This is a genomic window from Bacillus sp. CH_48 (genome assembly GCF_038008465.1).
Lineage (GTDB): Bacteria > Bacillota > Bacilli > Bacillales > Bacillaceae_G > Bacillus_A > Bacillus_A thuringiensis_S.
Genome location: NZ_JBBOZF010000001.1, coordinates 5,007,192 through 5,033,703, shown reverse-complemented (window position 1 = coordinate 5,033,703; position 26,512 = coordinate 5,007,192). Strand labels below are relative to the sequence as shown.

The following is a 26,512-nucleotide window of genomic DNA, read 5'->3' as shown; positions in this document are numbered from 1 at the left end:
ACACGAGGAGATGAACAGGAATGGAAGTTAGAAATGAAATGAAGAAAAAAGGGAGTTGGAGGCAGTTTTTACGCCTTATTCAAGATACAAATCCTCCGAAAGGAATTTTAGTTTTTGCATTATTAATGAGTTTGCTTTCTACGGGAGCGAGTTTATTTATTCCCATGCTAACAAAAGGATTAGTAGATAATTTTTCGCTTTCTTCAATTAGTGCAGGACAAATTGTTGGGTTAGTTGCTTTCTTTGTAATGCAAACTATTGCGGCAGGGTTATCTATATATTTACTAAATTATATTGGGCAGAAGATTGTAGCGGGACTAAGAGAACGTTTGTGGAAAAAGGTACTTATCTTGCCGGTATCTTATTACGATCAAAATAGAACAGGTGATACGATTAGCCGTATGACGAATGATACAGGTGTTGTGAAAACGTTAATTTCTGAGCATTTGTCAAACTTATTAACAGGTGGTATTTCAATTGTTGGATCGTTAATTGTATTATTTGTTTTAGATTGGAAAATGACTGCGTTACTTTTAACGGTTATTCCGTTGTCTGTATTAATTTTAGTTCCACTTGGACGAAAAATGTATAAGATTTCAAAAGCGCTTCAAGATGAAACGGCATCTTTTACAAGTGTGTTAACGCAAGTGTTATCGGAAATTCGTTTAGTGAAATCTTCAAATACAGAAAAAAGAGAATATGAAACGGGTAATACAGGTATACAAAAGTTATTACAATTTGGTTTGAAAGAAGGAAAAGTGCAATCATTAATTTCGCCAGTTATGTCGTTTGTTTTAATGGCACTACTTGTTATTATCGTAGGATATGGCGGGATGCGAGTTTCTAGCGGTGCATTAACAACTGGTGAACTTGTAGCGTTTATTTTGTATTTAGTTCAAATTATAATGCCGATGAGTCAATTATCTATGTTCTTTACACAATTTCAAAAGGCAATCGGTGCAACGGAAAGAATTAGTACGATTTTAGAATATGAAGTAGAAGATCATGAAACTGGTGTGAAAGTGGCAAATGCTAAGCAGCCGATCGTTCTTGAAAATGTACATTTTGAGTATAACGAAGAAGAGCAAGTTTTGAAAAATATTGATTTCATAATTGAATCTGGAAAAGTGACAGCGATTGTAGGACCAAGTGGTAGTGGGAAAACAACGTTATTCTCATTACTGGAACGTTTTTATGAGCCAACTAGTGGTGCCATTAAATTAGGAAAAGAATCAATTACGAGTTATTCATTACAGTCATGGCGACGTCAAATCGGTTACGTATCACAAGATAGTCCGTTAATCGATGGAACGATTCGTGATAATATTTGTTACGGTGTTGAAGGCGAAGTAACGGATGAAGAAATTGAAAAAGTAGCAGCAATGGCATATGTTGATGCATTTATTCATGACTTACCAAACGGTTATGCAACAGAAGTTGGAGAACGCGGTGTGAAGCTTTCTGGTGGACAAAGACAGCGAATTGCCATTGCCCGAGCGTTACTTCGAAATCCGCAAATTCTTATGCTAGATGAGGCAACTTCAAGCTTAGATAGTAAATCTGAGTCTGTCGTTCAAAAAGCGTTAAATAACTTAATGAAAGGCAGAACAACGTTAGTGATTGCGCATAGACTTTCTACTGTTGTAGATGCAGATAAAATTATCTTTATTGAGAAAGGGAATCTTACAGGTAGTGGTACGCATGATGAATTATTACAGACGCATGATATGTATCGTGAGTTTGCAACGCAACAATTGAAAATTAAAGAGGGTGCATTTTAAAAAAATATATTAGATGCTAAGTAGAAAGGAAATGGTTCCTTTGATACCTAAAATTTTAATAGTAGACGACGATCCACACATTAGGGAACTCGTTTCTGTATTTTTAGAACGAGAAGGTTTTCAAACATATGAGGCAATTGATGGAGTAGATGCACTTCGGAAAATGGATGACGTAAAAGTCGATATGGTTATTCTTGATATCATGATGCCAAATATGGATGGATTTGATGTATGTTTTGAATTAAGAAAATACTATGATATCCCGGTTCTGATGCTAACTGCCAAAGGGGAAACATCACAAAAAGTAAAAGGATTTCACCTTGGGACAGATGATTATCTTGTAAAGCCATTTGACCCTATAGAACTAGTAGTGAGAGTAAAGGCATTATTGAAACGTTACCAAATTACAGTTTCACAATCGATTCAAGTTGGAAATGTATTATTAAATCGTAAAACATTCGAAGTTACATCTGGAGAACAAACGGTTACGTTACCGTTAAAAGAATTTGAGCTGCTCTTTACTTTAGGGTCTAAATCGGGAAGAACTTGTTCGAGAGAGCAATTAATTGAAGAAATATGGGGATATGATTTTGAAGGGAATGAACGTACACTAGACGTTCATATTAATCGGTTACGTGAGAAGTTTCAAGAAGAGCAGTCGAAATTTAGTATTAAAACGATAAGAGGATTAGGGTATCGCTTAGAGGTAAGTAAATGAGAAAAAGAAAACGAATGAGTAAGTTGAAGATGCTGAAAGTATTTGGAGCGGTATTAGCGCTCTTTTCTTTTCTTACTATCATTTGGTCTATCGCATTTTATGTAGCAACTAGTATATTGAATGCTTTTGACGTAAACGTATCGCCATTTGTTGCCTTTCTAATTAGTGATATGGTCGGTTTTGTATTTATTATTCTTATTTGGACATTAATTGGAATATTAATGAGGCCAAAACGAGAGGCAATGATTTGGACTATTATTGAACCGATACAAAAAATTGCAAAAGGAGACTTCTCCGTAAAAATACGAAATGAAGAAAAGTATGATGGAGAAATTGGCGTGCTCGTAAAAAGTATAAATGATATGACAGATGAACTGAATACGATGGAGAAAATGAGACAAGAATTTGTATCAAATGTTTCTCATGAAATACAGTCACCATTAACTTCTATAAAAGGATTTGCTAGAGCACTACAAGACGATAATCTTTCTGAGGAAAAAAGAAAGCATTATCTTACAATTATTGAAACTGAAACAACGAGATTATCTAAACTAAGTCAAAATTTACTAAAGCTAACTCTTTTAGAATCCGAAGAGTATACACCAGAAAGAGTGAGCTATAGATTAGATCAACAGTTAAAGCAAATTGTGTTAAATAGTGAACCACTCTGGGCTGAAAAAGAAATTGAATTAGATCTTGATTTAGAGAAAGTCCATGTAACTGCAGACCAAGAAAGTATGAGTCAAGTGTGGATTAATTTAATTCATAATAGCATTAAATTTACTCCAAGCGGTGGTACAATTACTATTCAGTTAAAGGAACATGAGACAGTAGTGGAAGTGCGTATCTGTGATTCAGGAATTGGTATATCAGAAGAACAGAAACAACATATTTTTGAGCGTTTTTATAAAGCGGATTCTTCACGAAATCGTGCCTCTGGAGGAAGTGGCTTAGGTTTAGCTATTGTAAAGAAAGTACTCGATCTTCATCAAGGAGAGATAAAAGTGGAGAGTGAGGAAGGAAAAGGTACTGAATTTATTGTGCGTATTCCTAATTATGAAGAAAAATAGTGTAGTGATAAAGAACCATTTTTTATTTCATACGCAGACACTCTTTTATGAGGAGGGTGTCTTTATTTTGCATGAATAATGATAAATACGTGCAATGAATGCATAGTAATTTTCTATAGTTACCTACAAGTAACCTACGCACATGAAAGTGCATCATTGCCTTTTTACATAAACATAGATACAATTTTAATATAATACATAACTGAGATGATTAAGGAGTGTTATACTTGGCAGAATTATTACAAGGCAAAAATGCTTTAATTACAGGAGCAGGTAGAGGGATTGGTCGCGCTGTCGCAATTGCATTAGCGAAAGAAGGCGTAAATGTAGGCCTATTAGCTCGTTCAGAAGAAAACTTAAAAGCTGTAGCGAAAGAAGTAGAAGCAGAAGGCGTAAAAGCTGTTATTGCAACTGCTGATGTTTCTTCATACGAAGAAGTGACTACTGCGATTGAAACGTTAAAAAATGGTTTAGGATCTATCGATATTTTAATTAATAACGCTGGTATTTCTAAGTTTGGTAAGTTTTTAGAACTAGACGTTGCTGATTGGGAAAAAATCATTCAAGTAAACTTAATGGGTGTATACTATGCAACTCGTGCTGCTTTACCGAGCATGATTGAACAACAATCTGGTGATATCATTAACATTTCATCTACAGCAGGACAAAAAGGTGCACCTGTAACAAGTGCATATAGTGCTTCTAAATTTGGTGTTCTTGGTTTAACTGAATCGTTAGCGATGGAAGTTCGTAAGCATAACATTCGTGTAACAGCTTTAACACCAAGTACAGTAGCAACTGATATGGCTGTAGATTTAGGATTAACTGATGGAAACCCTGATAAAGTAATGCAAGCAGAAGATATTGCAGAATTTATCGTAGCGCAGCTAAAATTAAATAAACGTACATTTATTAAATCTGCTGGGCTTTGGTCTACTAATCCATAGGAATTAAATTTAACTTTAAAAGAAGGGATATCTATTCTGTAAGGGGGAGATGTCCCTTCTTTATTTTTTGTATTTGAGACAGAATTTTCGGTATAATTAAAAGTGAATGGTAGAAAGCGTTGGGAAATTGAAAGGGATGGTATTTACATGAGTACAATTGAGAAATGGACGGCTGTTGATCAATATATGAGTGATGTATTAATACCGAAAGATTCTACATTAGAAAGGGTCCTTCAAGCGAATGCTGCAGCTAATTTACCGGCACATGATGTATCGCCAACGCAAGGGAAGTTTTTACAACTATTAGTACAAATTCAAGGAGCTCGAAACATTTTGGAAATTGGTACTCCAGGCGGATATAGCACGATATGGATTGCAAGGGGCTTACCATCTGGAGGCCAAGTTGTTACATTGGAAGCAAATGAAAAACATGCAGAAATTGCACGTAGCAATATTGAACGTGCTAATTTGAATGATAAAATTGAAATACGAACAGGATTAGCGTTAGATTCTTTACAACAAATAGAAAATGAGAAGCATGAACCTTTTGATTTTATCCCGCATTAACGGGCAGTAAGACTCCCACCTCAAAGGTCGGCTGGAGCAAAGAAGTTAGGTGGGAGATCAACTGCCCGTTAATGCCCGATTGGTTCAACTAATAATCAGTGGGGATGAACCCCCCACTGATTAAAGTTTCACTTTATTTTCATAGATGCTGATAAACAAAATAATCCGACTTATTTTTGAATGGGCACTGAAACTATCACGCCCTGGTACCGTAATTATTGGAGATAATGTAGTACGTGAAGGAGAAGTTATTAATGATACTAGTAACGATCCTCGTGTACAAGGGATACGTCGTTTCTATGAATTAATAGCTGCAGAGCCACGTGTTAGTGCTACAGCGCTTCAAACTGTCGGAAGTAAGGGATACGATGGATTTGTAATGGCAATCGTAAAAGAATGATGTAAGGAGACAGGTGGAATGAAAAAGATGTTTGAAAAATTATAACATGTATCGTGTATAACGAGATTAGCTCGTGGCCCTCCAGTATAGCACTATATTATATATTAAAAAATTGGAGGTTGTGAGTAGATGAGAACTGAAAAAGAAATGTTAGACGTAATTATAAATACAGCAATAGAGGATGAAAGAATTCGAGCAGTTATCATGAATGGATCGCGTGTAAATCCAAATGTGAAAAGAGATTGTTTTCAAGACTATGATATTATGTATGTTGTAAATGATATACAATCTTTTACGTCTAATCATAATTGGGTTCATAGATTTGGAGAAATAATGATAGTACAAATGCCAGAAGAAATGTCGTTAGTTCAACCAGATGAAGATGGAAAGTTTCCGTATTTAATGCAGTTCATGGATGGGAATCGGATTGATTTAACGCTAGTTCCAGTTGAGTTAATAAAAAAGTTCGTTGGACAAGATAGTTTAAGTAAACTGCTTCTTGATAAAGATAATTGTCTGGAAGAATTCCCACCAGCAAGTGATAAAGATTACTTAGTAAAAAAGCCTACAGAAAAAGAGTTTTTAGATTGTTGTAATGAATTTTGGTGGTGTAGTACGAATATCGCAAAAGGGTTATGGCGAGAGGAACTTTCTTATGCAAAAGGAATGCTTGAAGGACCAGTGCGAGATATGTTCATCGTAATGCTAGAATGGTATATTGGTATGAAAACAGACTTTACAGTTAATACAGGGAAGTTTGGAAAGCATTTCGAGCAATATATTGAAGAAGATATGTGGGAGCAATTTAAAAGGACATTTTCTAATGCAGAATATGAAAATATGTGGGAGTCATTCTTTGTTATGGGTGATTTATTTAGAGAAGTGGCGAACGAAATTGCTAACACATATGAATATCAATATCCGCAAGATGATGATAAAGTGACGAACTATTTAAAACATGTGAAAGCTTTGCCAAAAGATAGTACATCAATTTATTAATAATATAAAGCAGTAAGACTGTCCTAATTAAGGACAGTCTTATTTTTGTTTATGAATAACAATTTCTCTAACAAAGTGCAGATGAATCACATATGAAAATTTAGGGAGGTTTTTTATCATGTATTATTTTTATTCGCCAGAAATGTTTGCTCCATATCAATGGGGACTAGAACGAGATGTTTCGTATGCTTATATGCCATATAACTCACTTTATTATGGAAAATATATAAGCGCATTGCCATACGCATATATCCCTCAAAGCTATGAAGTACAAATGAAAGTAGATGATCGTGGATCGTGGACACCATTTTCATGGGTTGAAAAATATGCGTACGCATTTTCAGGACCGTATAATAAAGCGGAAGTAGCTCTTACATTTGATGATGGACCAGATTCAGAATTCACGCCAAAAATATTAGATAAGTTAAAACAACATAATGTAAAAGCTACTTTTTTCTTACTTGGTGAAAACGCAGAAAAATTTCCGAACGTAGTAAAGCGTATTGCAAATGAAGGGCATGTAATTGGTAATCATACGTATAGTCATCCAAATTTAGCGAAAGTAAATGAGGATGAGTACCGTAATCAAATTATAAAAACAGAAGAAATATTAAATCGTTTAGCTGGTTATGCACCAAAGTTTATACGTCCGCCATACGGTGAAATACTTGAAAATCAATTGAAGTGGGCGACAGAGCAAAATTTTATGATTGTACAGTGGAGTGTTGATACAGTTGATTGGAAAGGTGTAAGCGCTGATACGATTACAAATAATGTATTAGGGAATTCATTTCCAGGAAGTGTCATCCTTCAGCATTCAACACCGGGTGGGCATCTACAAGGATCTGTAGATGCACTAGACAAAATCATTCCGCAGTTAAAAACGAAAGGGGCACGTTTTGTAACACTTCCGAGTATGTTCCAGACATCAAAAGAAAGAAATTGAATGCGTTATAAATTGGAAAAAAAGGGGTCGTGTCGTATAATGAGGGTGTAAGTTAGGGGGGGTATAATTGATCTATGCATTAGTAAACGTAGGAATAAGCATATTGATCGGTGTTATATTTATACTTGCTGCAATTATCCTTCAAAAAAATCCACCAACGGATATTAACGCAGCATATGGTTATCGTACGAAACGATCCATGAAAAATAAGGAATTATGGGATGCGGGTAATAGGTATAGTGCAGAAGTGATGAAGCAAAACGGATTCATCATGATGTTAATTGGAAGTATTATTAGTATACTGTTTAGATATCCACATACAACAGCAGTGATTATGGCGGTCATGGTATTGTTAATCATTCACTTATTTAGGCGAGTAGAGAAGAGATTAAAGACAATTGAACAATGATGATAAGGAAAATAGGACTCTCAGTCAACGATAGATAGGAGTCCTATTATATTTACAAACTATTATTTTTTAGTAGTTCTTTTCCTTGTTCAACAACAAATTCATAGTATGCAAGATCATACGGATAAATATCTTCAAATGTTATCGTAATCGGTTTATTGTTTAGGACTGAAATCGTCGTTAAAGATGAAATCTCTCCTTTTAATAGTTGTAGAAAAGGAGTTGTATGTACTTTCATCACATCGTCTACTTCTTCACCTGGTGCGAATGGAAGTGGATTGTTGACATTGTGAAAATACATATGACAAAATTCACGATCAGTAAGATTTGAAATTTCATAATCTATTTTAAAGATGCCTTTGTATATTAAATCAGTAGTTTGAAAGGAAAGCCCCAATTCTTCTTCGATTTCACGAAGGCCACCAATTTGTACATCTTCATCATGCATAATATGTCCAGCTGAAGTAATATCCCATATACATGGAGCTTCTTTTTTATTTTTAGAGCGTAATTGGAAATATAAGAACATATCTTCAGCATCTTTTTCTACAAACCAACAATGAAATGTTTCGTGCCAATCACCGTCACGATGCACTTCGTCACGTAATTTCTTCCCAAGTGTATTTCTTTCAGGATCAAATATTGTTAACCACTCTGTCATTTTAATTCCCCTTTCCTCAAATTTTATTATACAATATTTGTATTGAATTTTGGGAAAATAAAGAAAAAGGAGTAGTTATAAGTGGAGATAGAGCGTATGGAAATAAAATCGATTATTTCAACAGAGGAAGAGTTACGGAAAATATTGGGGCAACCAAGTGAGCGAGCGTTAAAGAAAGTTATTTCATCATTAGACCACCATTGCGTAGATTTTCTGTCTAAATCTCCTTTTCTAGTATTATCTACTGCAAATAAATTAGGAGAGTGTGATGCTTCGCCGAGAGGAGATGCACCTGGATTTGTATACGTATTAAATAATAATAAAATTATCATTCCAGAAAGACCGGGCAATCTTCGTATAGACTCCATTTTGAATATTATTTCAAATCCACGTGTAGGACTAATCTTTTTTATTCCAGGTCTTGGGGAGACACTCCGGATAAATGGCCGAGCGTATATTACAAACGACGAAGAAGTTTTGAAAGAAATGCAGGCGAATGGACGTAATCCGTTGCTTGGAATTGTTGTTGAAATAGAAGAGTGTTATATTCATTGTGCAAAAGCTTTTATTCGTTCTAAGATGTGGGATCCAGAATCTTGGTTAAATAAAAAAGAGTTACCTTCAGCAGCAAAAATGTTGCTGGAGCATGCGAAAGTGAATACTTCAGAAGAAGATGTTGCACGTTCTTTAGAAGAAAGTTATACAAAAAGATTGTATTGAAAATTTTATTGATATAGTTTTGTAAGGTGGATATGTACGGGTTTTAGAATGGGGAACTTATCCCGCATTAACGGGCAGTAAGACCCCTACCTTAAAATTCAGCGTAAGTAAAGAAGTTAGGTGGGTATCAACTGCCCGTAAAAGCCCGATTGGTTCAACTAATAATCAGTGGGGATGAACAAAATCCCCACTGATTAAAGTTTCACTTTATATATGAACCGTTGATTTATAAACTGGAGAAATAACAAAATAGGTAAATTGAGTGGCGGTTGCATAATGCTATTGTAAAATATAATAAAAAAAGTTCTTGAAAATAGTTAGTAAAAATAGGCTTGCTTTTTAAAAAGTTGATAACTATAATAAGTTAACAAATAGACATGAACGAAAAAGTAACGATAAGGACAAGAAATCATTTTTACGGTTTACAGAGAGGGAAGCCAAGGGTGTGAGCTTCCTAACACGAGAAATGATTTTACCACCTTTGAACTTCAATAGTGAACGAGTAATCTAGTAATTATTGACGGTATCAGCCGTTATCTGAACTTGAGCAATCTAGAAGGAGATACGTCTAGATTGGAACAAGGGTGGAACCACGAAAACACATTCGTCCCTTTCCTAGGGATGAGTGTGTTTTTTTATTACTTTGAAAGGAGGTGCTTGTAACATGAAACAATTTGTACGTACGGAAATAACCACCACCTGCATGGCCAAAGAGCAGAATAAGGTGATTTATAGGTGTAACAATTAAACTTTTAGGAGGAGATTAGAAGATGAATAACGTTATAAATGTTGGGGTATTAGGTTTAGGTACGGTCGGAAGTGGTGTTGTTCATATTTTGAAAGAACATTATAAAAAAATCGCTCTTGATACAGGATACGAAGTGAAAGTGAAAACAGTCGTTGTACGTGATTTGGAAAAAGAACGCGATGTTTGTATTGACGGAATTGCAGTCACAAGTCATGCAGATGAAGTTCTAAATGATTCAAATATTGATATTGTAGTAGAGGTAATGGGCGGAATTGAAGAAGCAAAACAGCATATTGTTAAGGCTTTAGAAAATAAAAAACATGTCGTAACAGCAAATAAAGATTTAATGGCTGTATATGGTGCAGAGCTTCTTCAACTGGCAAATGATAATGATTGTGATTTATGTTATGAAGCGAGCGTAGCAGGCGGTATTCCAGTGTTAAGAGGACTAACTGACGGGCTAGCATCAGATCAAATTGAAAAAATAATGGGAATTGTAAATGGTACAACAAATTATATGTTAACAAAAATGAGTCAAAATGGGTGGTCTTATGAAGAGGCTTTACAGGAAGCGCAAAAATTAGGTTTTGCAGAATCGGATCCGACAGCAGATGTAGATGGACTAGATGCGGCGAGAAAGGTAGCAATTCTTGCAAACTTAGGTTTTTCGATGAATGTTTCATTAGATGATGTGCAAGTAAGAGGGATTCGAAAGGTCGAAAAAGAAGATTTACAAATGGCTGAAAAGTTAGGATTTACTATGAAGTTAATTGGGAAAGCAGAAAAACAAGGATCAGCCATTCATTTAAGTGTAGAACCGACACTTTTACCAAGTCGTCATCCATTATCGAATGTAAATAATGAATTTAATGCAGTATATGTTCACGGTCAAGCGGTAGGAGAAGTAATGTTTTACGGACCTGGAGCTGGAAAGTTGCCAACTGGTTCTGCTGTAGTAAGTGATATTATTTCCATCGTTAAAAATATGAATCAAGTGCCGAAAAATAAAAGTGCGTTAAAAGAACCAGTTCCTTATGAATTACAAGGTGATGAAGAAGTAGTTTCGAAATATTTCTTGCGTATTTCATTACGAGATGAGCCTGGGATGTTGCAAAAAATAACAGAATGTTTCGTTAATTATTCTGTAAGTTTAAAAGAAGTTATTCAATTACCTTTAAACCGTGAACTGGCAGAAGTTGTTGTTGTGACACATCGAACTTCCAAGTATCAATTCGAACGAGTTTTAGGAGCGATAGAAGCTGTCGCAAGTGAAATAAACAGTTACTACATTATTGAGGAGGAAAAACAATATGTATAAAGGACTATTAAAACAGTATGCTTCTTATTTACCGGTGAATGAAAAAACACCTGATGTGAGCTTAATGGAAGGAAACACACCTCTTATTCCGTTATTAAATATATCAAAGCAATTAGGGGTTCAGCTATATGGTAAGTACGAAGGAGCGAATCCGACAGGTTCTTTTAAAGATCGTGGTATGGTGATGGCAGTTGCTAAGGCGAAAGAAGAAGGTTCAGAAGCAATCATTTGTGCATCAACAGGTAATACATCAGCATCAGCTGCAGCATATGCGGCACGTCTTGGGATGAAATGTATAATCGTCATACCTGAAGGAAAGATTGCACATGGGAAATTAGCGCAAGCGGTCGCTTATGGAGCTGAAATTATTTCAATAGAAGGGAATTTCGATGATGCACTTAAGGCTGTAAGAAATATTGCTGCAGAAGAGCCGATTACGTTAGTAAACTCAGTAAATCCTTATCGAATTGAGGGGCAAAAAACGGCAGCATTTGAAATTTGTGACCAATTGCAAAATGCACCAGATGTTCTAGCTATCCCTGTTGGGAACGCAGGAAATATTACAGCATATTGGAAAGGTTTCTGTGAATATGAGAAAGAAAAAGGTTATAAGAAGCCAAGAATTCATGGCTTTGAAGCAGAAGGAGCAGCTGCAATTGTAAAAGGGCATGTAATTGAAGAGCCTGAAACAATTGCAACAGCAATTCGCATTGGTAACCCAGCAAGTTGGTCGTATGCAGTAGAGGCTGCCGAGCAGTCTTGTGGTGAAATAGATATGGTATCAGATGAAGAAATTTTATATGCGTATAGGTTATTAGCAAAAACTGAAGGAGTTTTCGCTGAACCAGGATCAAATGCTTCATTAGCCGGCGTAATTAAACATGTTCAATCTGGAAAAATCAAAGAGGGAGAAACAGTTGTTGCAGTATTAACTGGAAATGGTTTGAAGGATCCTGATATCGCTATTTCTTCAAATCAACTAGACATCGCAAGTTTGTCAAATAATATAGAACAAATTAAAGATCATATTAAAGGGGTGATTATGTCGTGATACCATTAAGCGTTCGTGTCCCTGCTAGTACGGCGAATGTTGGTCCTGGATTTGATTCAGTTGGAATAGCTTTGTCATTGTATTTAGATGTGGTGGTTAAAGAAAAAGCTGATAAGTGGCAAGTAATCCATTCCTTTGAAGAATCAATTCCGACAGACGATAAAAATTTAATCGTTAGCACGGCATGTAAAGTATGTCCTTCTATATCACCCCATATAATAGAAGTTACTAGCAATATCCCATTAACGAGAGGGCTAGGAAGTAGTGCATCAGCGATTGTAGCTGGGATAGAGGTTGCGAATCAACTAGGTGATTTGAACTTAACTGCTGATCAAAAAGTTCAAATTGCTACAAATTTTGAAGGACATCCTGATAATGTTGCTGCTTCTATATTAGGTGGAACTGTAATCGGAGCACTTGATGGAAAGGATATTTCCGTCGTAAGAATTGAGAGCAAGGAATTAGGGGTAATTTCTCTTATTCCGAATGAAGAATTAAATACAGATGAAAGTCGATCTGTATTACCAAAGATGTTTCCGTTTCATGAGGCAGTTAAAGCTAGTGCGATAAGTAACGTATTAGTAGCTGCATTATGTCAAAAGCGGTGGGAAGTTGTAGGTGAAATGATGGAGAGAGACCATTTTCACGAGCCATATCGTTTAGAACTCGTACCGTTATTACCATCTATTCGTAAATGCGCAAAAGAATTTGGTGCGTACGGCACAGCACTTAGCGGTGCGGGACCATCTATTTTTATATTAACGCCATATGAGAAACGTCAAGAAATCGCTGAGCAATTAGCGAGAGTATTTACAGATATGAAAGTATGTGAGCTTGAAATCGACCATAAAGGTATTATTGTAAATAAGGAAGAGCATATTGGATTATAAAGAAAGCTGGCATGGCTAGCTTTCTTTACGTTGCAAACCTATTTTAAATTGGGTTTTTTCGGAAAAAAATATAAAACAAATGTTGATTTTGAATAATGTAAGTAAAGAGTGCATTCATTTTGGAGGTGATTAAATGAATAAAGAGTCACCAGAAGAAAAAAGAGAGCGTATGAGACAAAGTGAATTAAAAAGTAATCCTACGGGTTCTTTACATGACGGACTCAATAGAGCGGAAGCAGGTAGTCTAGTTGATATAGCCGGCGGTATGAATTGGAAAGGTACAGGGATAATCATTTTAGTACTACTTTTAGGATACATTGTATACACTTATTTTTTCAGTTAAAGAATGCTTGTTAAAATTTTGATTTGTTTAGTTTCATAATTGTTGAGAAAAAATGCAGTTACTGTATTACATATCTTCTAAGCGAATTATAGTTGTTCATATCAACTTTTAATACTCCAAATAGAGCTAGCAAAATGCTAGCTCTATTATTTTTTGCCACATTTCTGTAACAAACCACCTGTATATTCATTGGTGGAGGTGCAGAGGATGAAAAAAATGATAGCGATATGTCTTCTAACAACTATGCCATTTTCGACTTTAGTCGGTTGTGACGTAAAAGGTAGTAATGCTGTACAAGAGTCTAAAATAAAGAAAGCGACGTATAAAGATTTTACTTATGATGTAAATCCAGAAACATTCACAGTAACTGTAGAACATGACGGTGTAAAGGAACAAGCATCACAACCCCTACCGAAAATGAAGGTATCGAATGTAAAAAAAGAAAAGGATCGTACATCGTGGGAATATCCAGATCAAAAAGTAAAAATAAAATTAGAAAAGAAAAAAGACCACTTAAACATTGAAGTGGAATCGACTGGTGCAGAAAGTTTTACATGGCCGAAAGTAGAAGCTGAAAATTATACACTTCCGTTATGGGAGGGTAAGCAAATTCCGAGCAATGATGAGAATTGGAAGAAGTTTTTAAAGGATGATGCATATTCATTTGCTGAATCATTTTCTATGAAGTTTTTCGCATTAAATGGTTCGAAATATTCAATTGTATATATTGCAAACAATATGTTTAATAATGAATTGAAATTTCATTCGGATCCGAAAATAGGATTTGATTTTACACATGAATTTCCGAGCATAAATAAAAATAAAACATATGGATTTCAATTATATGTGACAAATAATGATGCGGTAAGCATTGCTAAACTGTATAAGGATGATATTGTTCGAAAAGGTGAATTTAAAACATTACAAGAAAAGGCTAGAAAAAATAAAGAAATCGAAAAGTTATATGGAGCGGCGCATTTTTATTTTTGGAATCAAAATGGTTTATCAGAAAATAATATAAATTGGCCAAAACTAAGGGAGCAAATAAATAGCCCGCTGTTTAGTCATATAAAAGAACTTATTCAAAAGAATAGTTCAGAGCCTGGGGAACTGAATGTATTAGATCAAGTAAGTAAACAAGATTTCATTGATAAGTATCAAAAAAATGTTATTTTACGTTATATAAACGAAGTATTATCCATGAAGGAATTTTATAAAGAGGATATTTTTCAAAACGTTGACCAGGAAGCTAGTGTGCTATTAAAGAAAGGTGTAGGTCACTTAACGAATACAGAATTGTATAGCTTAAATAAGCATTTATTAAAGTCGCTACTTGGCGATGCGGTTGAAGAGGTAAGTAAATGGGGTAATGCAGATGGAACGGACATACTAAAGGAAATGACAGAGGCCGGAATAGAAAAAGCGTGGATTGGTCTGCCGAACTGGGAACAAGGATTTATGCAACCGAATTTCGTGGCAAAAGCGAAGGAAATGGGGTATTTAGTTGGTCCGTATGATTCATATCATTCCATTCACGAAAAAAGTGATAAAAATTGGAACACAGCATCCTTTAATGACCCATCATTATACGAAGAGGCTACTGTAACGAAGAAAAACGGAGAAAAGGTGCAAGGCTTTTTAGGCAGAGGTCGCAAGTTAAACCCGACTTTATCGCTGCCTAGTGTAAAGGAACGCATGAATGATATATTACAAAATGGTCCTAAATATAATTCATGGTTTATTGATTGTGATGCGACAGGTGAAATTTACGATGACTATTCAGCGAAACATATAACGACACAAGAGCAAGATTTAAAAGCACGTTTAAAACGAATGGACTACATTGCACAAGAAAAGGGTATGGTCGTTGGTTCTGAAGGTGGAAATGATTTTGCTAGTAGTACGATTGCATTTGCACACGGAATTGAAACACCTGTTATTAAATGGGACGATGAAGATATGCGGAAAAATAAAACAAGTCCGTATTATGTCGGTGGATATTGGTCACCAAATCAAAATGTTCCCGAAAAATATGCAAAACAAGTACCATTGAAAGAAGAATATAAACAAGTATATTTAAATCCAGTATATTCGGTACCATTATATAAATTAGTATACAATGATTCCGTTATTACAACGCATCATTGGGAATGGGGAAGTTTAAAGGTAAAAGATGAAGTTGGAAATCGAATGCTGTCTGAATTATTGTATAATGTTCCTCCGTTGTACCATTTAGATGAAGTAGAGTGGAATAAACATAAAAAAGAAATTACAGAGCATCTAAAAGTTTGGAATGAAGTTCATGAAAAAGCAGTAAAAGAAGAGATGACGAATTTTGCGTATTTGTCAGAAGATAAGCTAGTACAATCTGTTTCTTATGGAAAAGATATTAAAATCATTGTGAACTTCTCAAATGAAGACATGGAAGTAGAAAAAACGAAAATAAAAGCAAAGTCGGCTTTTATTGATAATCAGGGGAAGAAAAGCATGTATACGCCGTTTGAGAAATAATAACGTGAAATATACTGTATTCATAGAGGTTTTATTATTAGCTGGACTCTTTATTCATATCGTTTATCTGGAAAAAGATATCCTAATTTAAAATGAAAGAGTTAATGAATTTATAAATTTGCATGTTGCGAAGTGCTAAATTTTTGAAATTGGTAAATAGTGACTTGCCAAAAATAAGTACGAGAGTATAATGTGAAATGGAATACATATTGGGTTTAAGTAGTAACCTTACAAAATTGTAAGGTTAATGAAAGGAAATTCAATATGAAGATAAATAGACTTACATTATACTTGGTAAAGAGAAAGAGAGGCGAATGGGTATGAGCTCTGAATTAGAACAAAATACGAGAAGTAATAAAAAGCGTTCTAAAAGAAAGTCAATAAAATGGTTCATATTAATTCCATTTTTCCTACTTATTTTTGGAGGAGTAGGATATGGTTCGTTTATATATAATAAAGCAAAAGCAGTTGTAAATGATGCATATGCAAAAATTGAAAAGTCATCAAAGCGTGATAAAGAAGTTGAACCTTTAAAGGATAATATTTCAATATTAATCATGGGTGTAGATGGAAGTGAAATGAGAAAAAGCCAATATGGCGAAGCAGTTCGAACAGATGCACTTTTATTAGCAACAATTAATAAAGATGATAAGTCTGTTAAGCTAGTAAGTATTCCACGTGATTCACGTGTTTATATTCCAACTAGAAAAAAATTAGATAAAATTACTCATGCTCACGTATTTGGTGGCGTAGAAAGCACACGCGATACAGTGGAAAGATTTTTAAATGTCCCTGTTGATTATTATGTGAAGTTTAACTTTGAATCATTCGTACAAATTGTCGATTCAATTGGTGGTATTGATATTGATGTACCAGTTACTTTCACTGAACAAGATAGTAAAGACCAAGCTGGTATGATCCATTTAGAAAAAGGTTACCAACATTTAAATGGAGAACAAGCACTTGCACTTGCAAGAACGCGTAAAATTGATAGTGACGCAATGCGTGGACAGAGACAGCAACTTGTAATAGAAGCAATTGCCAAAAAAGCGATGTCTGTTCAATCAATTAGCAAAATGGGCTCTTTACTAGATGCGGTTGATAAAAACATGAAAACGAACTTAACATTTGACGATATGCTTGCCATTACAAAAAATATGGCAGGAACTAATTTGGAAATGGAAAAAATGCAAATAGAAGGTACAGATAAACGTATCGGTGGTATTTATTATTACATTCCAAATGAAAAAAATATAAAAGATATTTCAAAAAAATTAAATGATCATTTAGGTGTAACGCCAAAATCAGTTCGAAACGAATAATAAAAAAAGATTGGCTTTTGCCAATCTTTTTTTTGAAGTGGATTAGCAACTTTTTAATAACGTTTTTTTGTTCTAGAAAAATTATACTAAAATCATTTTAATTTATATAAACAAAAGGTGTAATTATACGATATACTAGAGGGAACTATTTGGAAATTAGCTCCTAAAGTTGAAGGAAAGGAAATTCAATTTATCACTATTTATAGAACAATTGAATTGGTGGAAATTGAAACAGGTTAAAGAAAGACTGTTCAAAATGCAATTACATATTCATACACATTGAAGCGATTAAGGTGAAAGATGAAGAGATAGTAATTGCGAAAGATCATTTATCATATATTGACCAGCTATTTTGCCAGATTAATAATTATGTAATAGGTGAAAATATGGTTTAGCTATCGTCAAAAAATGGTGGATCTTCATGGAGATACGTTGAGTCTTATAAGCACATGGAACAATACTTTTGATAAAACTCCCAGTATAATACAAAAAAATCTGTTTACATGGTGAAATAAAAATAAATAGATGTATAATTATATTGGGCGATTTATATATAAGATTAATAGGGAGAGGAATTCGATAGAATGGAAAAAGCTTTAAAAATTAAACAAATAGTAGTCGTTTTAATAGCGATTGCCGCAGTAGCTATTGGGTATTACATGTTCCAATCAATTACTTCACCAGCAAAAGCTGTTGCAAAACAAGAAAATGTAGTGCAGCTTGCAAGTGAACAGCCGAAAGTTGAAATGAATAAAACGGCACCAAGTCGTTTTAATGGAAAAGAAAGAAAAGTTGCTTATCTTACATTTGACGATGGGCCAGGGAAATATACGGCTGAATTATTAAATACGCTAAAACAACATGATGCGAAGGCGACGTTCTTTTTAATTGGAGCGAATGTAAAAGAATTTCCTGATTTAGTGAAACGTGAAAATGCTGAGGGTCATTATGTAGGCATGCATAGTATGACACATAATTTCGCAAAGTTATATAAAAATGGCGAGTATGTAAATGAAATGAAAGAAGATCAAGGTTTAATCGCTAATATTATTGGGAAATCACCTAAATTAACACGTCCTCCATATGGTTCGATGCCTGGATTGAATGAAGGTCTTCGAAATAAAGTGGTAGAAGGCGGATTTAAAGTATGGGATTGGACAATTGATTCATTAGATTGGAAATACAATAAAATGCCAGTTGATGCAGCTGCAGCACAAATTGCTCAAAATGTCTTAACAAACGCAACAAAACCACAAGAAGTAATTTTAATGCATGATATTCACCCGCAATCAGTTGCTGCTGTGCCAGCAATTTTAAAGGGGCTAAAAGAAAAGGGTTATGAGTTTGAAGCTTATCATGAAGAGAGTCACTTTCCAGTGAACTTCTGGCATGATAACCGTATGTAATGGAGGAATGAACGTTGAAGTATGGAAAAGTAGCAGTAGTTGGAGCATTATCAGTAGGGCTTTTAACAGGTTGTTTCGGTGAAAAGCCAGAAGAAAATCTATATACAGCTTTTGAAACAGCAGCAACACAAGAAAAATCTTTAGTGGATGAAGCAAAAAAATTAGAGCAGTTAGAGAAACAAGGGCAAGAATTATATGCTCAAATTTTGCAAGAAGGTAAAGATCATAATGAAGCAGTTGTGAAGAAAATAGAGCAAGCTACTGCAAATGTAGATGACCGTGAAAAAGTATTGAAAAGTGAAAAAGAAATGCTAGAAAAAGCACAGAAGGAAACGAAATCTGTTCAAAGTAATATAGAGAAGATTGAAGATAAGAAGTTACAAAAACAAGCAAAAGCAGTAGAAGAGTCGTATAAAAATCGTTATGATGCATTCAAAAAGATGAATGAAAATTACACGAAAGTATTAGCGACTGAAAAAGAACTGTATGAAAAATTAAAAGTAAAAGAAACGAAATTAAAAGAAATCGGTGAAAAAGTTAAAACTGTTAATGAATTAAATGTGGAAGCACAAAAATCGAAAGAGCAGTTTAACAAATTTACAAAAGAGTATAATGACAGTAAATTAGCATTCTACAAAGATGCAGAGATTAAGATTAAAGATCAGAAATAAAGAAGAATCTTAAGCATAATAAAAAGCCGGAGAAACATCGTTACAAATGTTTTTTCGGTTTTTTATGTTGAATGAATAGAAAAGACTGGAATTGATATCATAAAAGAGTTATAGTGAATTATTCCAAGGGAAATATTGTAAAGTAAGGAGAATGGAAATATGTCATATGAATTTTTACTCAAATTAGGTTTAGCACTCTTTTTAGGATTATTCATCGGGATAGATAGGCAGCTAAAGAATAAACCGCTTGGTGTGAAAACAAGTATGGTTATTTCTGTAGCAAGTTGTTTAATTACGATGGTTTCAATTGAAGCCGTACATGTATATTCTGTTCCAGGGCATACAAATATGGATCCAATGCGTCTAGCTGCTCAAATTGTGAGTGGGATTGGTTTTCTTGGGGCAGGTGTTATTTTACGAAGAAGTAATGATGTTATTTCTGGATTAACGACAGCTTCTATGGTGTGGGCTGCTTCAGCTTTAGGTATAGCAATTGGGGCAGGCTTTTATTTACAAGCGACGGTTGCTATGATTTTAATTATTTTAGCAATTAACGTACTTCCACAACTTGTGAAAATTGCAGGTCCGTATTCATTAAGACAAAAGGATTTATCTATAAAAATTACTGTAAAAGAGCATCATGAGTTAGATGGTATATTTAAGCAAATTAAAAATTTAGGTATGCATGTGAAACGAGTGAAAATTAAAGATATAGATAGTGGAGCATTTCAGCAATTGGAAATGGTTATTTTAGCTCCAGAAGATTTATATACAACAGAGTTATATAGCTCCCTGAAAGAGATTGATCGTGTTGTTTCAGTGGAAGTGGAAAGTAGATAATTATGATAAAAAAGAGTGAAGTGCATTCGCTCTTTTTTTTATTTGGATTTTTAAGGAAATAAATTGATATAATGATGAATAACAAGGGGGAGAAATGATGGAAATACATATTAGAAGAGCTATAAAAGATGATATACGAGGTATAGCAAAGGTGCATGTTGATAGCTGGAAAACAACGTATAAAGGTATATTTGCTGACGAATTTTTAGAAAATATAACATATGAGCAACGAGAAAAACAATGGGAAAACATTTTTCAACAAGAAGATACATGCCAATATAGATTTGTAGCAGAGACGTTAAATGGAACGATAGTCGGATTTATTGATGGGGGAGTTGAAAGAAGCGGTGCATATAATTGTGATGGGGAATTATATGCAATCTATCTTTTACAACAGTATCAAGGATTGAAAATAGGCCAAAAGTTATTTCAAGCGTTACTATCAGAATGTGTAAAGAATGATATGCAATCTCTTTTAGTTTGGGTCGTTACGAATAATCCTTCTAAAAAGTTTTATGAAAAATTCAACCCTGAAAAAATTGATACGAAATTTTTAGAGAGAGTAAAGGTAGAAGAAACAGCGTATTGTTGGAGAGATTTGAATTTGTTACAAAAACAAACAGCTATATAGATTGATGCATATAATAGTATTATGTAAACATATCATAGTATTATGTAAACATATCATAGGGAAAGGTATACCTCATTTGGTGTACCTTTTTATTAATCCATCAAAAAATGGATTAATAAAAGTAGGTAATTAGTTTGAAAACAAGAATTTTTCTAGTGTACTTTTAACTAGATTAAAGAAAAGAAAGAAAAAAAGAAAAATTTTATTTGATAAAAAATTCTGAAATATACTCTTGAATTGAATATCATTATCAATTAGAATCATAATTGATAACGACATTCAATTATCGTTTATTATATAAAATTTCGATAGCTTTAATATAAAGAGGAGGACCAACATGCAGCATGCGAAACAAATCGCAGAACATGCAACATTACAAAGCTTTTTAAACTGTTATTTAAGAGAAACAGGGAGTGGAGAATGGATTACAGAGGATGAAAGAATGAAGAGTATCTTCAGTAATACGTTGAATAGAGATACAGTCCCCACATATTTATGTTGTCGGCTATCGGCACAGAACGTTACTTTGTATGGAGAAGTTATATATAAATCATCAACAGATCGCCATTTGTTTGGAGAAAAATTTTATTATCAAATTGGAGATAGTAATTCTGTTATTAAAGCAGATTACGTTACAGTTATTACATTTTTAATAAAAGAGATGTCTATCAACTACGGAGAAGGAACGAATCCTGCGGAACTTATGCTTCGAGTCATTCGTAGTTGTCAAAATATTGAGGAATTTATAAAAGAGAGAATAGAAGATACATCCGCATTATACGGTTTCCATACAACTTTTATAGAAGCGGAGCAGTCTTTATTATTTGGGCATTTAACTCATCCTACACCAAAGAGTAGACAGGGGATATTGGATTGGAAAAGTGAAATGTATTCTCCAGAATTAAAAGGAGAATGTCAGCTTCATTATTTTCGGGCACATAAAAGTATAGTAAATGAAAAATCATTATTATCAGCTTCTACAACAACGATTATAAAAGAAGAATTAAGTAATGATGAGATGGTTAGTAAGGAATTTATAGCGAAGTACTGTAAGGAAGATCAATATGCATTAATTCCAATTCATCCGCTTCAGGCAGAATGGCTCTTGCATCAAGCTTACGTACAGGATTGGATAGTTCAAGAATTGCTTGAGTATATTGGACCTGTAGGTAAGTATTTTATGGCAACATCATCACTAAGGACGCTGTATCATCCCGATTCGAAGTATATGCTTAAGTTTTCATTTCCGGTGAAAGTAACGAATTCAATGCGTATTAATAAACTGAAAGAACTTGAGAGTGGTCTTGAAGGGAAGGAAATGTTAAATACGGCTATTGGTGAAGTACGAGAAAGATTTCCAGGCTTTGATTTTATTTGTGATCCAGCCTATATTACATTAAATTATGGAACACAAGAATCTGGATTTGAAGTGATTATTCGCGAGAACCCTTTTTATAGTGAACATGCAAACGACGCAACATTAATTGCTGGGCTAGTTCAAGATGCTATACCTGGGGAGCGTACGCGGTTATCGAATATTATTCATCGCCTAGCAGATTTAGAAAGTAAAAGCTGTGAAGAAGTAAGCTTAGAGTGGTTTAGAAGATATATGAATATTTCTTTAAAGCCAATGGTATGGATGTATTTACAGTATGGTGTTGCATTAGAAGCTCATCAGCAAAATAGCGTTGTTCAGCTAAAAGATGGTTATCCGGTCAAATATTATTTCCGTGATAATCAAGGATTTTATTTCTGTAATTCAATGAAAGAGATGCTTAATAATGAATTAGCTGGTATTGGAGAACGTACTGGAAATTTATATGACGACTATATTGTGGATGAGAGATTTCGTTACTACTTAATTTTCAATCATATGTTTGGCCTCATTAATGGTTTTGGCACAGCAGGATTAATTAAGGAGGAAATTCTTCTCTCGGAATTAAGGTCTGTACTTGAATCATTCCTTCCGTATAACCGGGAACCTTCAACATTTTTAAGAGAATTATTGGACGAAGATAAGTTAGCGTGTAAAGCAAATTTACTAACGAGATTTTTCGATGTCGATGAGTTAAGTAATCCATTAGAGCAAGCAATTTATGTGCAAGTACATAATCCGCTCGTTAGAGAAGTGGCTGTTCGTTCATAAATAGCGTTAAAATTTCACGTAATACAAATAATGGTATTTTGTCATAAGGTGGAGGGTTTTATGAGAGTGGACATGTATCATACGAAAGTATTGAAGGCGCTCGAATCAGAAGATTACATTTCAGTACGAAGAAGAGTGCTACGTCAATTAGTAGAATCGTTAATTTATGAGGGGATTATTACACCGGTTCGCATAGAAAAAGAAGAACAAATTCTTTTTATAATACAAGGACTTGATGAAGAAGACAAAAGTGTCACGTACAAATGCTATGGCAGGGAACGGATGACATTTGGACGTATTTCTTTAGACTCATTAATAGTAAGAGTCCAAGATGAACAGCAAGAAATACAATCTGTCTCGCAATTTCTAGAAGAAGTTTTTCGAGTTGCTAGTGTAGAACAAGCCAAATTAGATTCTTTTATGCACGAATTAGAACAAACAATATTTAAAGACACGATTGCACAATATGAAAGAAATAATAAGAAAGAATACAATCAAAAATCTTACGATGAGTTTGAAAGCCATTTAATAGACGGCCATCCATATCACCCTAGTTATAAAGCTCGTATTGGATTTCAATATCGTGACAATTTTCAATATGGATATGAATTTATGCAGCCAATAAAACTCATATGGATTGCAGCGCATAAAAAATACTCCAGTGTAGGGTATGAGAATGAAGTAATTTATGACGAAATTTTAATAGAGGAGATTGGTGAGCGTAAATTAGAAGAGTTTATGGAGCGAATTTGTAATCGGGGATGTAATCCAAAACAGTACGTGTTTATACCTGTTCATCCTTGGCAGTGGGAGAATTTCATCATTTCAAATTATGCGGATCATATACAGGGTAAATTTATTATTTATTTAGGAACATCAGAGGATGAGTATTGCGCACAACAGTCAATGAGAACGGTAAGAAATATTACGAATCCAAAGAAACCGTACGTTAAATTATCGATGAATTTACTCAACACTTCAACACTCCGTACGTTGAAACCGTATTCTGTTGTGAGTGCACCAGCAATATCAAATTGGTTAAGTGATGTTGTAAGTAATGACGCCTATTTAAGCGATGAAGCACGTTTAATCTTGTTAAAGGAGTTTTCCAGTGTAACGTATGACACGAATAAGAAAGCTATATATGGTTCATTAGGATGTATTTGGCGCGAAAGCGTTCACAAGTATTTAGATGCACAAGAGGACGCAATTCCTTTTAATGGTTTATACGCTAAAGAGAAAGATGGTACACCAATTATTGATGCATGGTTGAACAAATATGGAATGAAGGATTGGCTACAATTACTTATTCAAAAAGCGATAATACCAGTTATACATCTTGTTGTAGAGCATGGCATCGCACTGGAATCACATGGACAAAATATGATTCTAGTCCATAAAGAAGGGGTGCCTGTTCGTATTGCGTTAAAGGATTTTCATGAAGGGCTTGAGTTTTATCGTCCATATTTGAAAGAAGTTGATAAATGTCCCGACTTTACTAAAATGCATAGAACATATGCGAATGGAAAAATGAATGATTTCTTTGAAATGGATCGCATCGAATGTTTGCAAGAGATGGTATTAGATGCACTTTTCCTGTTTAATTTAGGAGAATTAGCGTTCGTACTTGCGGATGAATATGGATTGAAAGAAGAACGTTTTTGGATAATGGTTGTTGAAGAAATTGAAAATCATTTAAGAATATATCCACATTTGAAAGGTAGATTTGAAAATATTCAATTATATGCACCTACATTCTATGCTGAACAATTAACGAAACGTCGATTATATATGGATGTGGAATCGCTTGTTCATGAAGTTCCAAATCCATTGTATAGAGTAAGACAACTTATGAAACAAAAATCAGTTGTTACAGGGGGAAATTATGCTAATCGTTAATAAACAAGAGTATAGCAAAAGTGATTTTGAATTGAGATTACAAGTTTATGCGGAAATGGAACAATTTCAAAAAGCAGAAGGAAATAGATTTGCACTTTGTCTGAAAGATCCATTCGATATTATTACGCTTGTGTTTTTCTTAAAAGAAAAGAAATCATCAGTATTACTTATACATGAAGATACGCCAAAAGAAACAGCTATTGAAATGGCAAAGCGTGCAAATTGTGTAGGAATTTTATATGGAGAATATGGGGATTTTACAAAATTAGAAGTAGGGAACTTTTTACTAGAAGAGCCTTCTTTATTGCAATATAGTTCTGGAACTACAGGGGAACCGAAATTGATTCGTAGAGCATGGACAGAAGTTGATACGGAAATTACCGCTTATAATGAAGCTTTAAACTGTGGAGTAGATGAAGTGCCAATCGTTATGGCTCCTGTTTCACATTCATACGGACTAATATGTGGTACGTTATCAGCAATTAAGAGGGGGAGCAAGCCTGTAATCATTACGAACAAAAATCCTAAATTCGCATTAAATATAGTTCGTAATACAGAAAAACATATCATATATGCAGTGCCACTTATGTTACACATTATGGGGAGTTTTCCATTAGGAACGTTTCGGTTTCATAAAATTATGACATCCGGATCGCCTTTGCCAGAAGCACTATTTTATAAACTAAAAAAAATGACAACATTTATGATGCAGCAATATGGTTGTTCTGAAGCAGGTTGTATTAGTATATGTCATGATATGACAAGCCATTTAGATTTAGGGAACCCTCTACCTCATGCGAGTATAAGCATAGGTTCAGATGAAAATGCACCGGAAGAAATCGTCGTGAAAATGAACGATAAGGAAATTTTCACGAAAGATTTAGGGTATAAATCTGAGCGTGGCATTCATTTTATGGGGCGTATGGATGATGTAATTAACGTTTCAGGATTAAAAGTCTTTCCTATAGAGATAGAAGAAACAATGCTTCGATTGGAAGGTGTTCAAGAGGCAATTGTATATCGAGGGAAACATCCTGTGATGGGCGAAATAGTTAAAGCGAAAGTGATCTCTCATGTTGATCCAGTGCAAATAAGAGGATGGTGTATTCAGCACTTACCTTCTTATAAAGTTCCGCATGAAATTGAAAGTGTAAATGAAATTCCTAAAAATAAAACGGGAAAAGTAAGTAGAAAGTTACTAGAGATGGGAGAGGTTACAACATGAGACGGGAAGCGTTAAAGAATGCCGTGTTAAAAATTATGATAGAAAAAATGGAACTGAAAAATGTAACGCATTTAGAAGAAACGATGCGCTTAAATCAAGATTTATATATAGATTCGGTAATGATGTTACAGCTTATTGTATACATAGAAATGGATTTAAAGCTATGCGTTCCAGAGGATGAGGTAGATCCAAAAGCATTTCTTACTGTAGGATCTTTGCTTGATTTTATGGAGGAGTTACAGCCGTTACAGGAAGTAAATGTGAATAACTAACCTTTAGGAAAGTGGATGAGA

General features: G+C 34.4%; 23 protein-coding genes, 2 pseudogenes and 1 other annotated feature. Of the genes and pseudogenes, 24 read left to right on the top strand and 1 reads right to left on the bottom strand.

The annotated features are described in order from the left end of the window. Positions 1–20: 20 nt before the first annotated feature. The 9 genes and pseudogenes from N2V92_RS25370 to N2V92_RS25330 all read left to right on the top strand — a co-directional run bounded on the left by N2V92_RS25370 (position 21) and on the right by N2V92_RS25330 (position 7,837). Complete coding sequence (locus N2V92_RS25370; RefSeq protein ID WP_016077845.1) at positions 21–1,781, top strand: ABC transporter ATP-binding protein; 1,761 nt, start codon at positions 21–23, stop codon at positions 1,779–1,781. Positions 1,782–1,821: 40 nt separating this feature from the next. Further along, positions 1,822–2,499, top strand: coding sequence for an envelope stress response regulator transcription factor HitR (gene hitR, locus N2V92_RS25365; RefSeq protein ID WP_000612415.1), 678 nt, complete (start codon positions 1,822–1,824; stop codon positions 2,497–2,499). Next, positions 2,496–3,569, top strand: coding sequence for an envelope stress sensor histidine kinase HitS (hitS, locus tag N2V92_RS25360; RefSeq protein WP_016077844.1), 1,074 nt, complete (start codon positions 2,496–2,498; stop codon positions 3,567–3,569). The genes hitR and hitS overlap by 4 nt, the downstream gene beginning before the upstream one ends. Positions 3,570–3,796: 227 nt before the next feature. Continuing rightward, on the top strand, positions 3,797–4,516 hold the full coding sequence (locus tag N2V92_RS25355; protein WP_000818985.1) for a 3-ketoacyl-ACP reductase: 720 nt from the start codon (positions 3,797–3,799) through the stop codon (positions 4,514–4,516). Between the two features lie 147 nt (positions 4,517–4,663). Next, positions 4,664–5,068: pseudogene (locus tag N2V92_RS25350) on the top strand (O-methyltransferase); the annotation flags it as partial. 147 nt (positions 5,069–5,215) lie between these two features. After that, a pseudogene (locus N2V92_RS25345) lies at positions 5,216–5,483 on the top strand (O-methyltransferase); the annotation flags it as partial. Positions 5,484–5,612: 129 nt separating this feature from the next. Beyond that, positions 5,613–6,482 carry an aminoglycoside 6-adenylyltransferase gene (locus N2V92_RS25340; protein WP_001258547.1) on the top strand — a complete coding sequence of 290 codons (870 nt, stop codon included), beginning with the start codon at positions 5,613–5,615 and terminating at the stop codon, positions 6,480–6,482. Between the two features lie 118 nt (positions 6,483–6,600). Next, complete coding sequence (locus N2V92_RS25335) at positions 6,601–7,428, top strand: peptidoglycan-N-acetylglucosamine deacetylase (protein ID WP_016077843.1); 828 nt, start codon at positions 6,601–6,603, stop codon at positions 7,426–7,428. 70 nt (positions 7,429–7,498) lie between these two features. Further along, positions 7,499–7,837 (top strand): SdpI family protein, encoded by a 339-nt coding sequence (locus N2V92_RS25330; RefSeq protein ID WP_025989011.1) that lies wholly within the window; start codon positions 7,499–7,501, stop codon positions 7,835–7,837. Between the two features lie 52 nt (positions 7,838–7,889). Here N2V92_RS25330 and N2V92_RS25325 read toward each other — a convergent pair whose 3' ends face one another. Further along, entirely contained in the window at positions 7,890–8,498 is a 609-nt protein-coding gene (locus N2V92_RS25325; protein ID WP_000141348.1) for an NUDIX hydrolase, read from the bottom strand. Between the two features lie 81 nt (positions 8,499–8,579). Here N2V92_RS25325 and N2V92_RS25320 point away from each other — a divergent pair, with 81 nt between their 5' ends. From N2V92_RS25320 to asbD, 15 genes are all read left to right on the top strand, one after another. Next, positions 8,580–9,218, top strand: a complete 639-nt coding sequence (locus N2V92_RS25320; protein WP_033668872.1) for a pyridoxamine 5'-phosphate oxidase family protein — start codon at positions 8,580–8,582, stop codon at positions 9,216–9,218. Between the two features lie 383 nt (positions 9,219–9,601). Beyond that, positions 9,602–9,833 (top strand) — a binding site (T-box leader). Between the two features lie 155 nt (positions 9,834–9,988). Next, the gene (locus N2V92_RS25315; RefSeq protein WP_001066894.1) at positions 9,989–11,284 is read left to right on the top strand and encodes a homoserine dehydrogenase; all 1,296 of its coding nucleotides are present in this window, start codon (positions 9,989–9,991) and stop codon (positions 11,282–11,284) included. Then, entirely contained in the window at positions 11,277–12,335 is a 1,059-nt protein-coding gene (gene thrC, locus N2V92_RS25310) for a threonine synthase (protein ID WP_000276426.1), read from the top strand. Before N2V92_RS25315 ends, thrC begins: the two co-directional genes overlap by 8 nt. Then, positions 12,332–13,225, top strand: coding sequence for a homoserine kinase (thrB, locus tag N2V92_RS25305; protein WP_000612685.1), 894 nt, complete (start codon positions 12,332–12,334; stop codon positions 13,223–13,225). The genes thrC and thrB overlap by 4 nt, the downstream gene beginning before the upstream one ends. Positions 13,226–13,358: 133 nt before the next feature. Beyond that, entirely contained in the window at positions 13,359–13,568 is a 210-nt protein-coding gene (locus tag N2V92_RS25300) for a DUF6366 family protein (RefSeq protein ID WP_001031477.1), read from the top strand. A 207-nt stretch (positions 13,569–13,775) separates the two neighbouring features. Further along, positions 13,776–16,079 carry a glycoside hydrolase gene (locus tag N2V92_RS25295; RefSeq protein ID WP_000738097.1) on the top strand — a complete coding sequence of 768 codons (2,304 nt, stop codon included), beginning with the start codon at positions 13,776–13,778 and terminating at the stop codon, positions 16,077–16,079. Between the two features lie 320 nt (positions 16,080–16,399). Then, positions 16,400–17,401: an LCP family protein gene (locus N2V92_RS25290; protein WP_002083270.1), complete on the top strand. Its 1,002-nt coding sequence runs from the start codon at positions 16,400–16,402 to the stop codon at positions 17,399–17,401. A gap of 584 nt (positions 17,402–17,985) precedes the next feature. Next, a complete protein-coding gene (locus N2V92_RS25285) occupies positions 17,986–18,807 on the top strand; it encodes a peptidoglycan-N-acetylglucosamine deacetylase (RefSeq protein WP_000409482.1) in 822 nt (273 codons plus the stop codon). A 14-nt stretch (positions 18,808–18,821) separates the two neighbouring features. Then, positions 18,822–19,478, top strand: coding sequence for a YkyA family protein (locus N2V92_RS25280; RefSeq protein WP_000873563.1), 657 nt, complete (start codon positions 18,822–18,824; stop codon positions 19,476–19,478). A gap of 159 nt (positions 19,479–19,637) precedes the next feature. After that, entirely contained in the window at positions 19,638–20,318 is a 681-nt protein-coding gene (locus tag N2V92_RS25275; RefSeq protein ID WP_000119503.1) for an MgtC/SapB family protein, read from the top strand. Between the two features lie 97 nt (positions 20,319–20,415). Next, the gene (locus tag N2V92_RS25270) at positions 20,416–20,949 is read left to right on the top strand and encodes a GNAT family N-acetyltransferase (protein ID WP_000402427.1); all 534 of its coding nucleotides are present in this window, start codon (positions 20,416–20,418) and stop codon (positions 20,947–20,949) included. A 337-nt stretch (positions 20,950–21,286) separates the two neighbouring features. Next, positions 21,287–23,095 carry an IucA/IucC family protein gene (locus N2V92_RS25265; protein ID WP_001163341.1) on the top strand — a complete coding sequence of 603 codons (1,809 nt, stop codon included), beginning with the start codon at positions 21,287–21,289 and terminating at the stop codon, positions 23,093–23,095. A gap of 60 nt (positions 23,096–23,155) precedes the next feature. Further along, positions 23,156–24,994, top strand: coding sequence for an IucA/IucC family protein (locus tag N2V92_RS25260; protein ID WP_001261817.1), 1,839 nt, complete (start codon positions 23,156–23,158; stop codon positions 24,992–24,994). Then, positions 24,981–26,219: an AMP-binding protein gene (locus N2V92_RS25255; RefSeq protein ID WP_016077840.1), complete on the top strand. Its 1,239-nt coding sequence runs from the start codon at positions 24,981–24,983 to the stop codon at positions 26,217–26,219. Before N2V92_RS25260 ends, N2V92_RS25255 begins: the two co-directional genes overlap by 14 nt. Then, on the top strand, positions 26,216–26,491 hold the full coding sequence (asbD, locus tag N2V92_RS25250) for a petrobactin biosynthesis protein AsbD (RefSeq protein WP_001250559.1): 276 nt from the start codon (positions 26,216–26,218) through the stop codon (positions 26,489–26,491). The genes N2V92_RS25255 and asbD overlap by 4 nt, the downstream gene beginning before the upstream one ends. Positions 26,492–26,512 lie beyond the last annotated feature (21 nt).

Excerpts from the sequence above, each read along its gene's own strand:
- N2V92_RS25270 (WP_000402427.1), top strand. The coding sequence starts at position 20,416 with ATGGAAATACATATTAGAAGAGCTATAAAAGATGATATACGAGGTATA.
- N2V92_RS25285 (WP_000409482.1), top strand. The coding sequence starts at position 17,986 with ATGGAAAAAGCTTTAAAAATTAAACAAATAGTAGTCGTTTTAATAGCG.
- asbD (WP_001250559.1), top strand. The coding sequence starts at position 26,216 with ATGAGACGGGAAGCGTTAAAGAATGCCGTGTTAAAAATTATGATAGAA.
- N2V92_RS25290 (WP_002083270.1), top strand. The coding sequence starts at position 16,400 with ATGAGCTCTGAATTAGAACAAAATACGAGAAGTAATAAAAAGCGTTCT.
- N2V92_RS25335 (WP_016077843.1), top strand. The coding sequence starts at position 6,601 with ATGTATTATTTTTATTCGCCAGAAATGTTTGCTCCATATCAATGGGGA.
- N2V92_RS25275 (WP_000119503.1), top strand. The coding sequence starts at position 19,638 with ATGTCATATGAATTTTTACTCAAATTAGGTTTAGCACTCTTTTTAGGA.
- N2V92_RS25265 (WP_001163341.1), top strand. The coding sequence starts at position 21,287 with ATGCAGCATGCGAAACAAATCGCAGAACATGCAACATTACAAAGCTTT.
- N2V92_RS25325 (WP_000141348.1), bottom strand. The coding sequence starts at position 8,498 with ATGACAGAGTGGTTAACAATATTTGATCCTGAAAGAAATACACTTGGG.
- N2V92_RS25340 (WP_001258547.1), top strand. The coding sequence starts at position 5,613 with ATGAGAACTGAAAAAGAAATGTTAGACGTAATTATAAATACAGCAATA.
- N2V92_RS25300 (WP_001031477.1), top strand. The coding sequence starts at position 13,359 with ATGAATAAAGAGTCACCAGAAGAAAAAAGAGAGCGTATGAGACAAAGT.
- N2V92_RS25370 (WP_016077845.1), top strand. The coding sequence starts at position 21 with ATGGAAGTTAGAAATGAAATGAAGAAAAAAGGGAGTTGGAGGCAGTTT.
- N2V92_RS25260 (WP_001261817.1), top strand. The coding sequence starts at position 23,156 with ATGAGAGTGGACATGTATCATACGAAAGTATTGAAGGCGCTCGAATCA.
- N2V92_RS25255 (WP_016077840.1), top strand. The coding sequence starts at position 24,981 with ATGCTAATCGTTAATAAACAAGAGTATAGCAAAAGTGATTTTGAATTG.
- N2V92_RS25315 (WP_001066894.1), top strand. The coding sequence starts at position 9,989 with ATGAATAACGTTATAAATGTTGGGGTATTAGGTTTAGGTACGGTCGGA.
- hitS (WP_016077844.1), top strand. The coding sequence starts at position 2,496 with ATGAGAAAAAGAAAACGAATGAGTAAGTTGAAGATGCTGAAAGTATTT.
- thrC (WP_000276426.1), top strand. The coding sequence starts at position 11,277 with ATGTATAAAGGACTATTAAAACAGTATGCTTCTTATTTACCGGTGAAT.
- N2V92_RS25295 (WP_000738097.1), top strand. The coding sequence starts at position 13,776 with ATGAAAAAAATGATAGCGATATGTCTTCTAACAACTATGCCATTTTCG.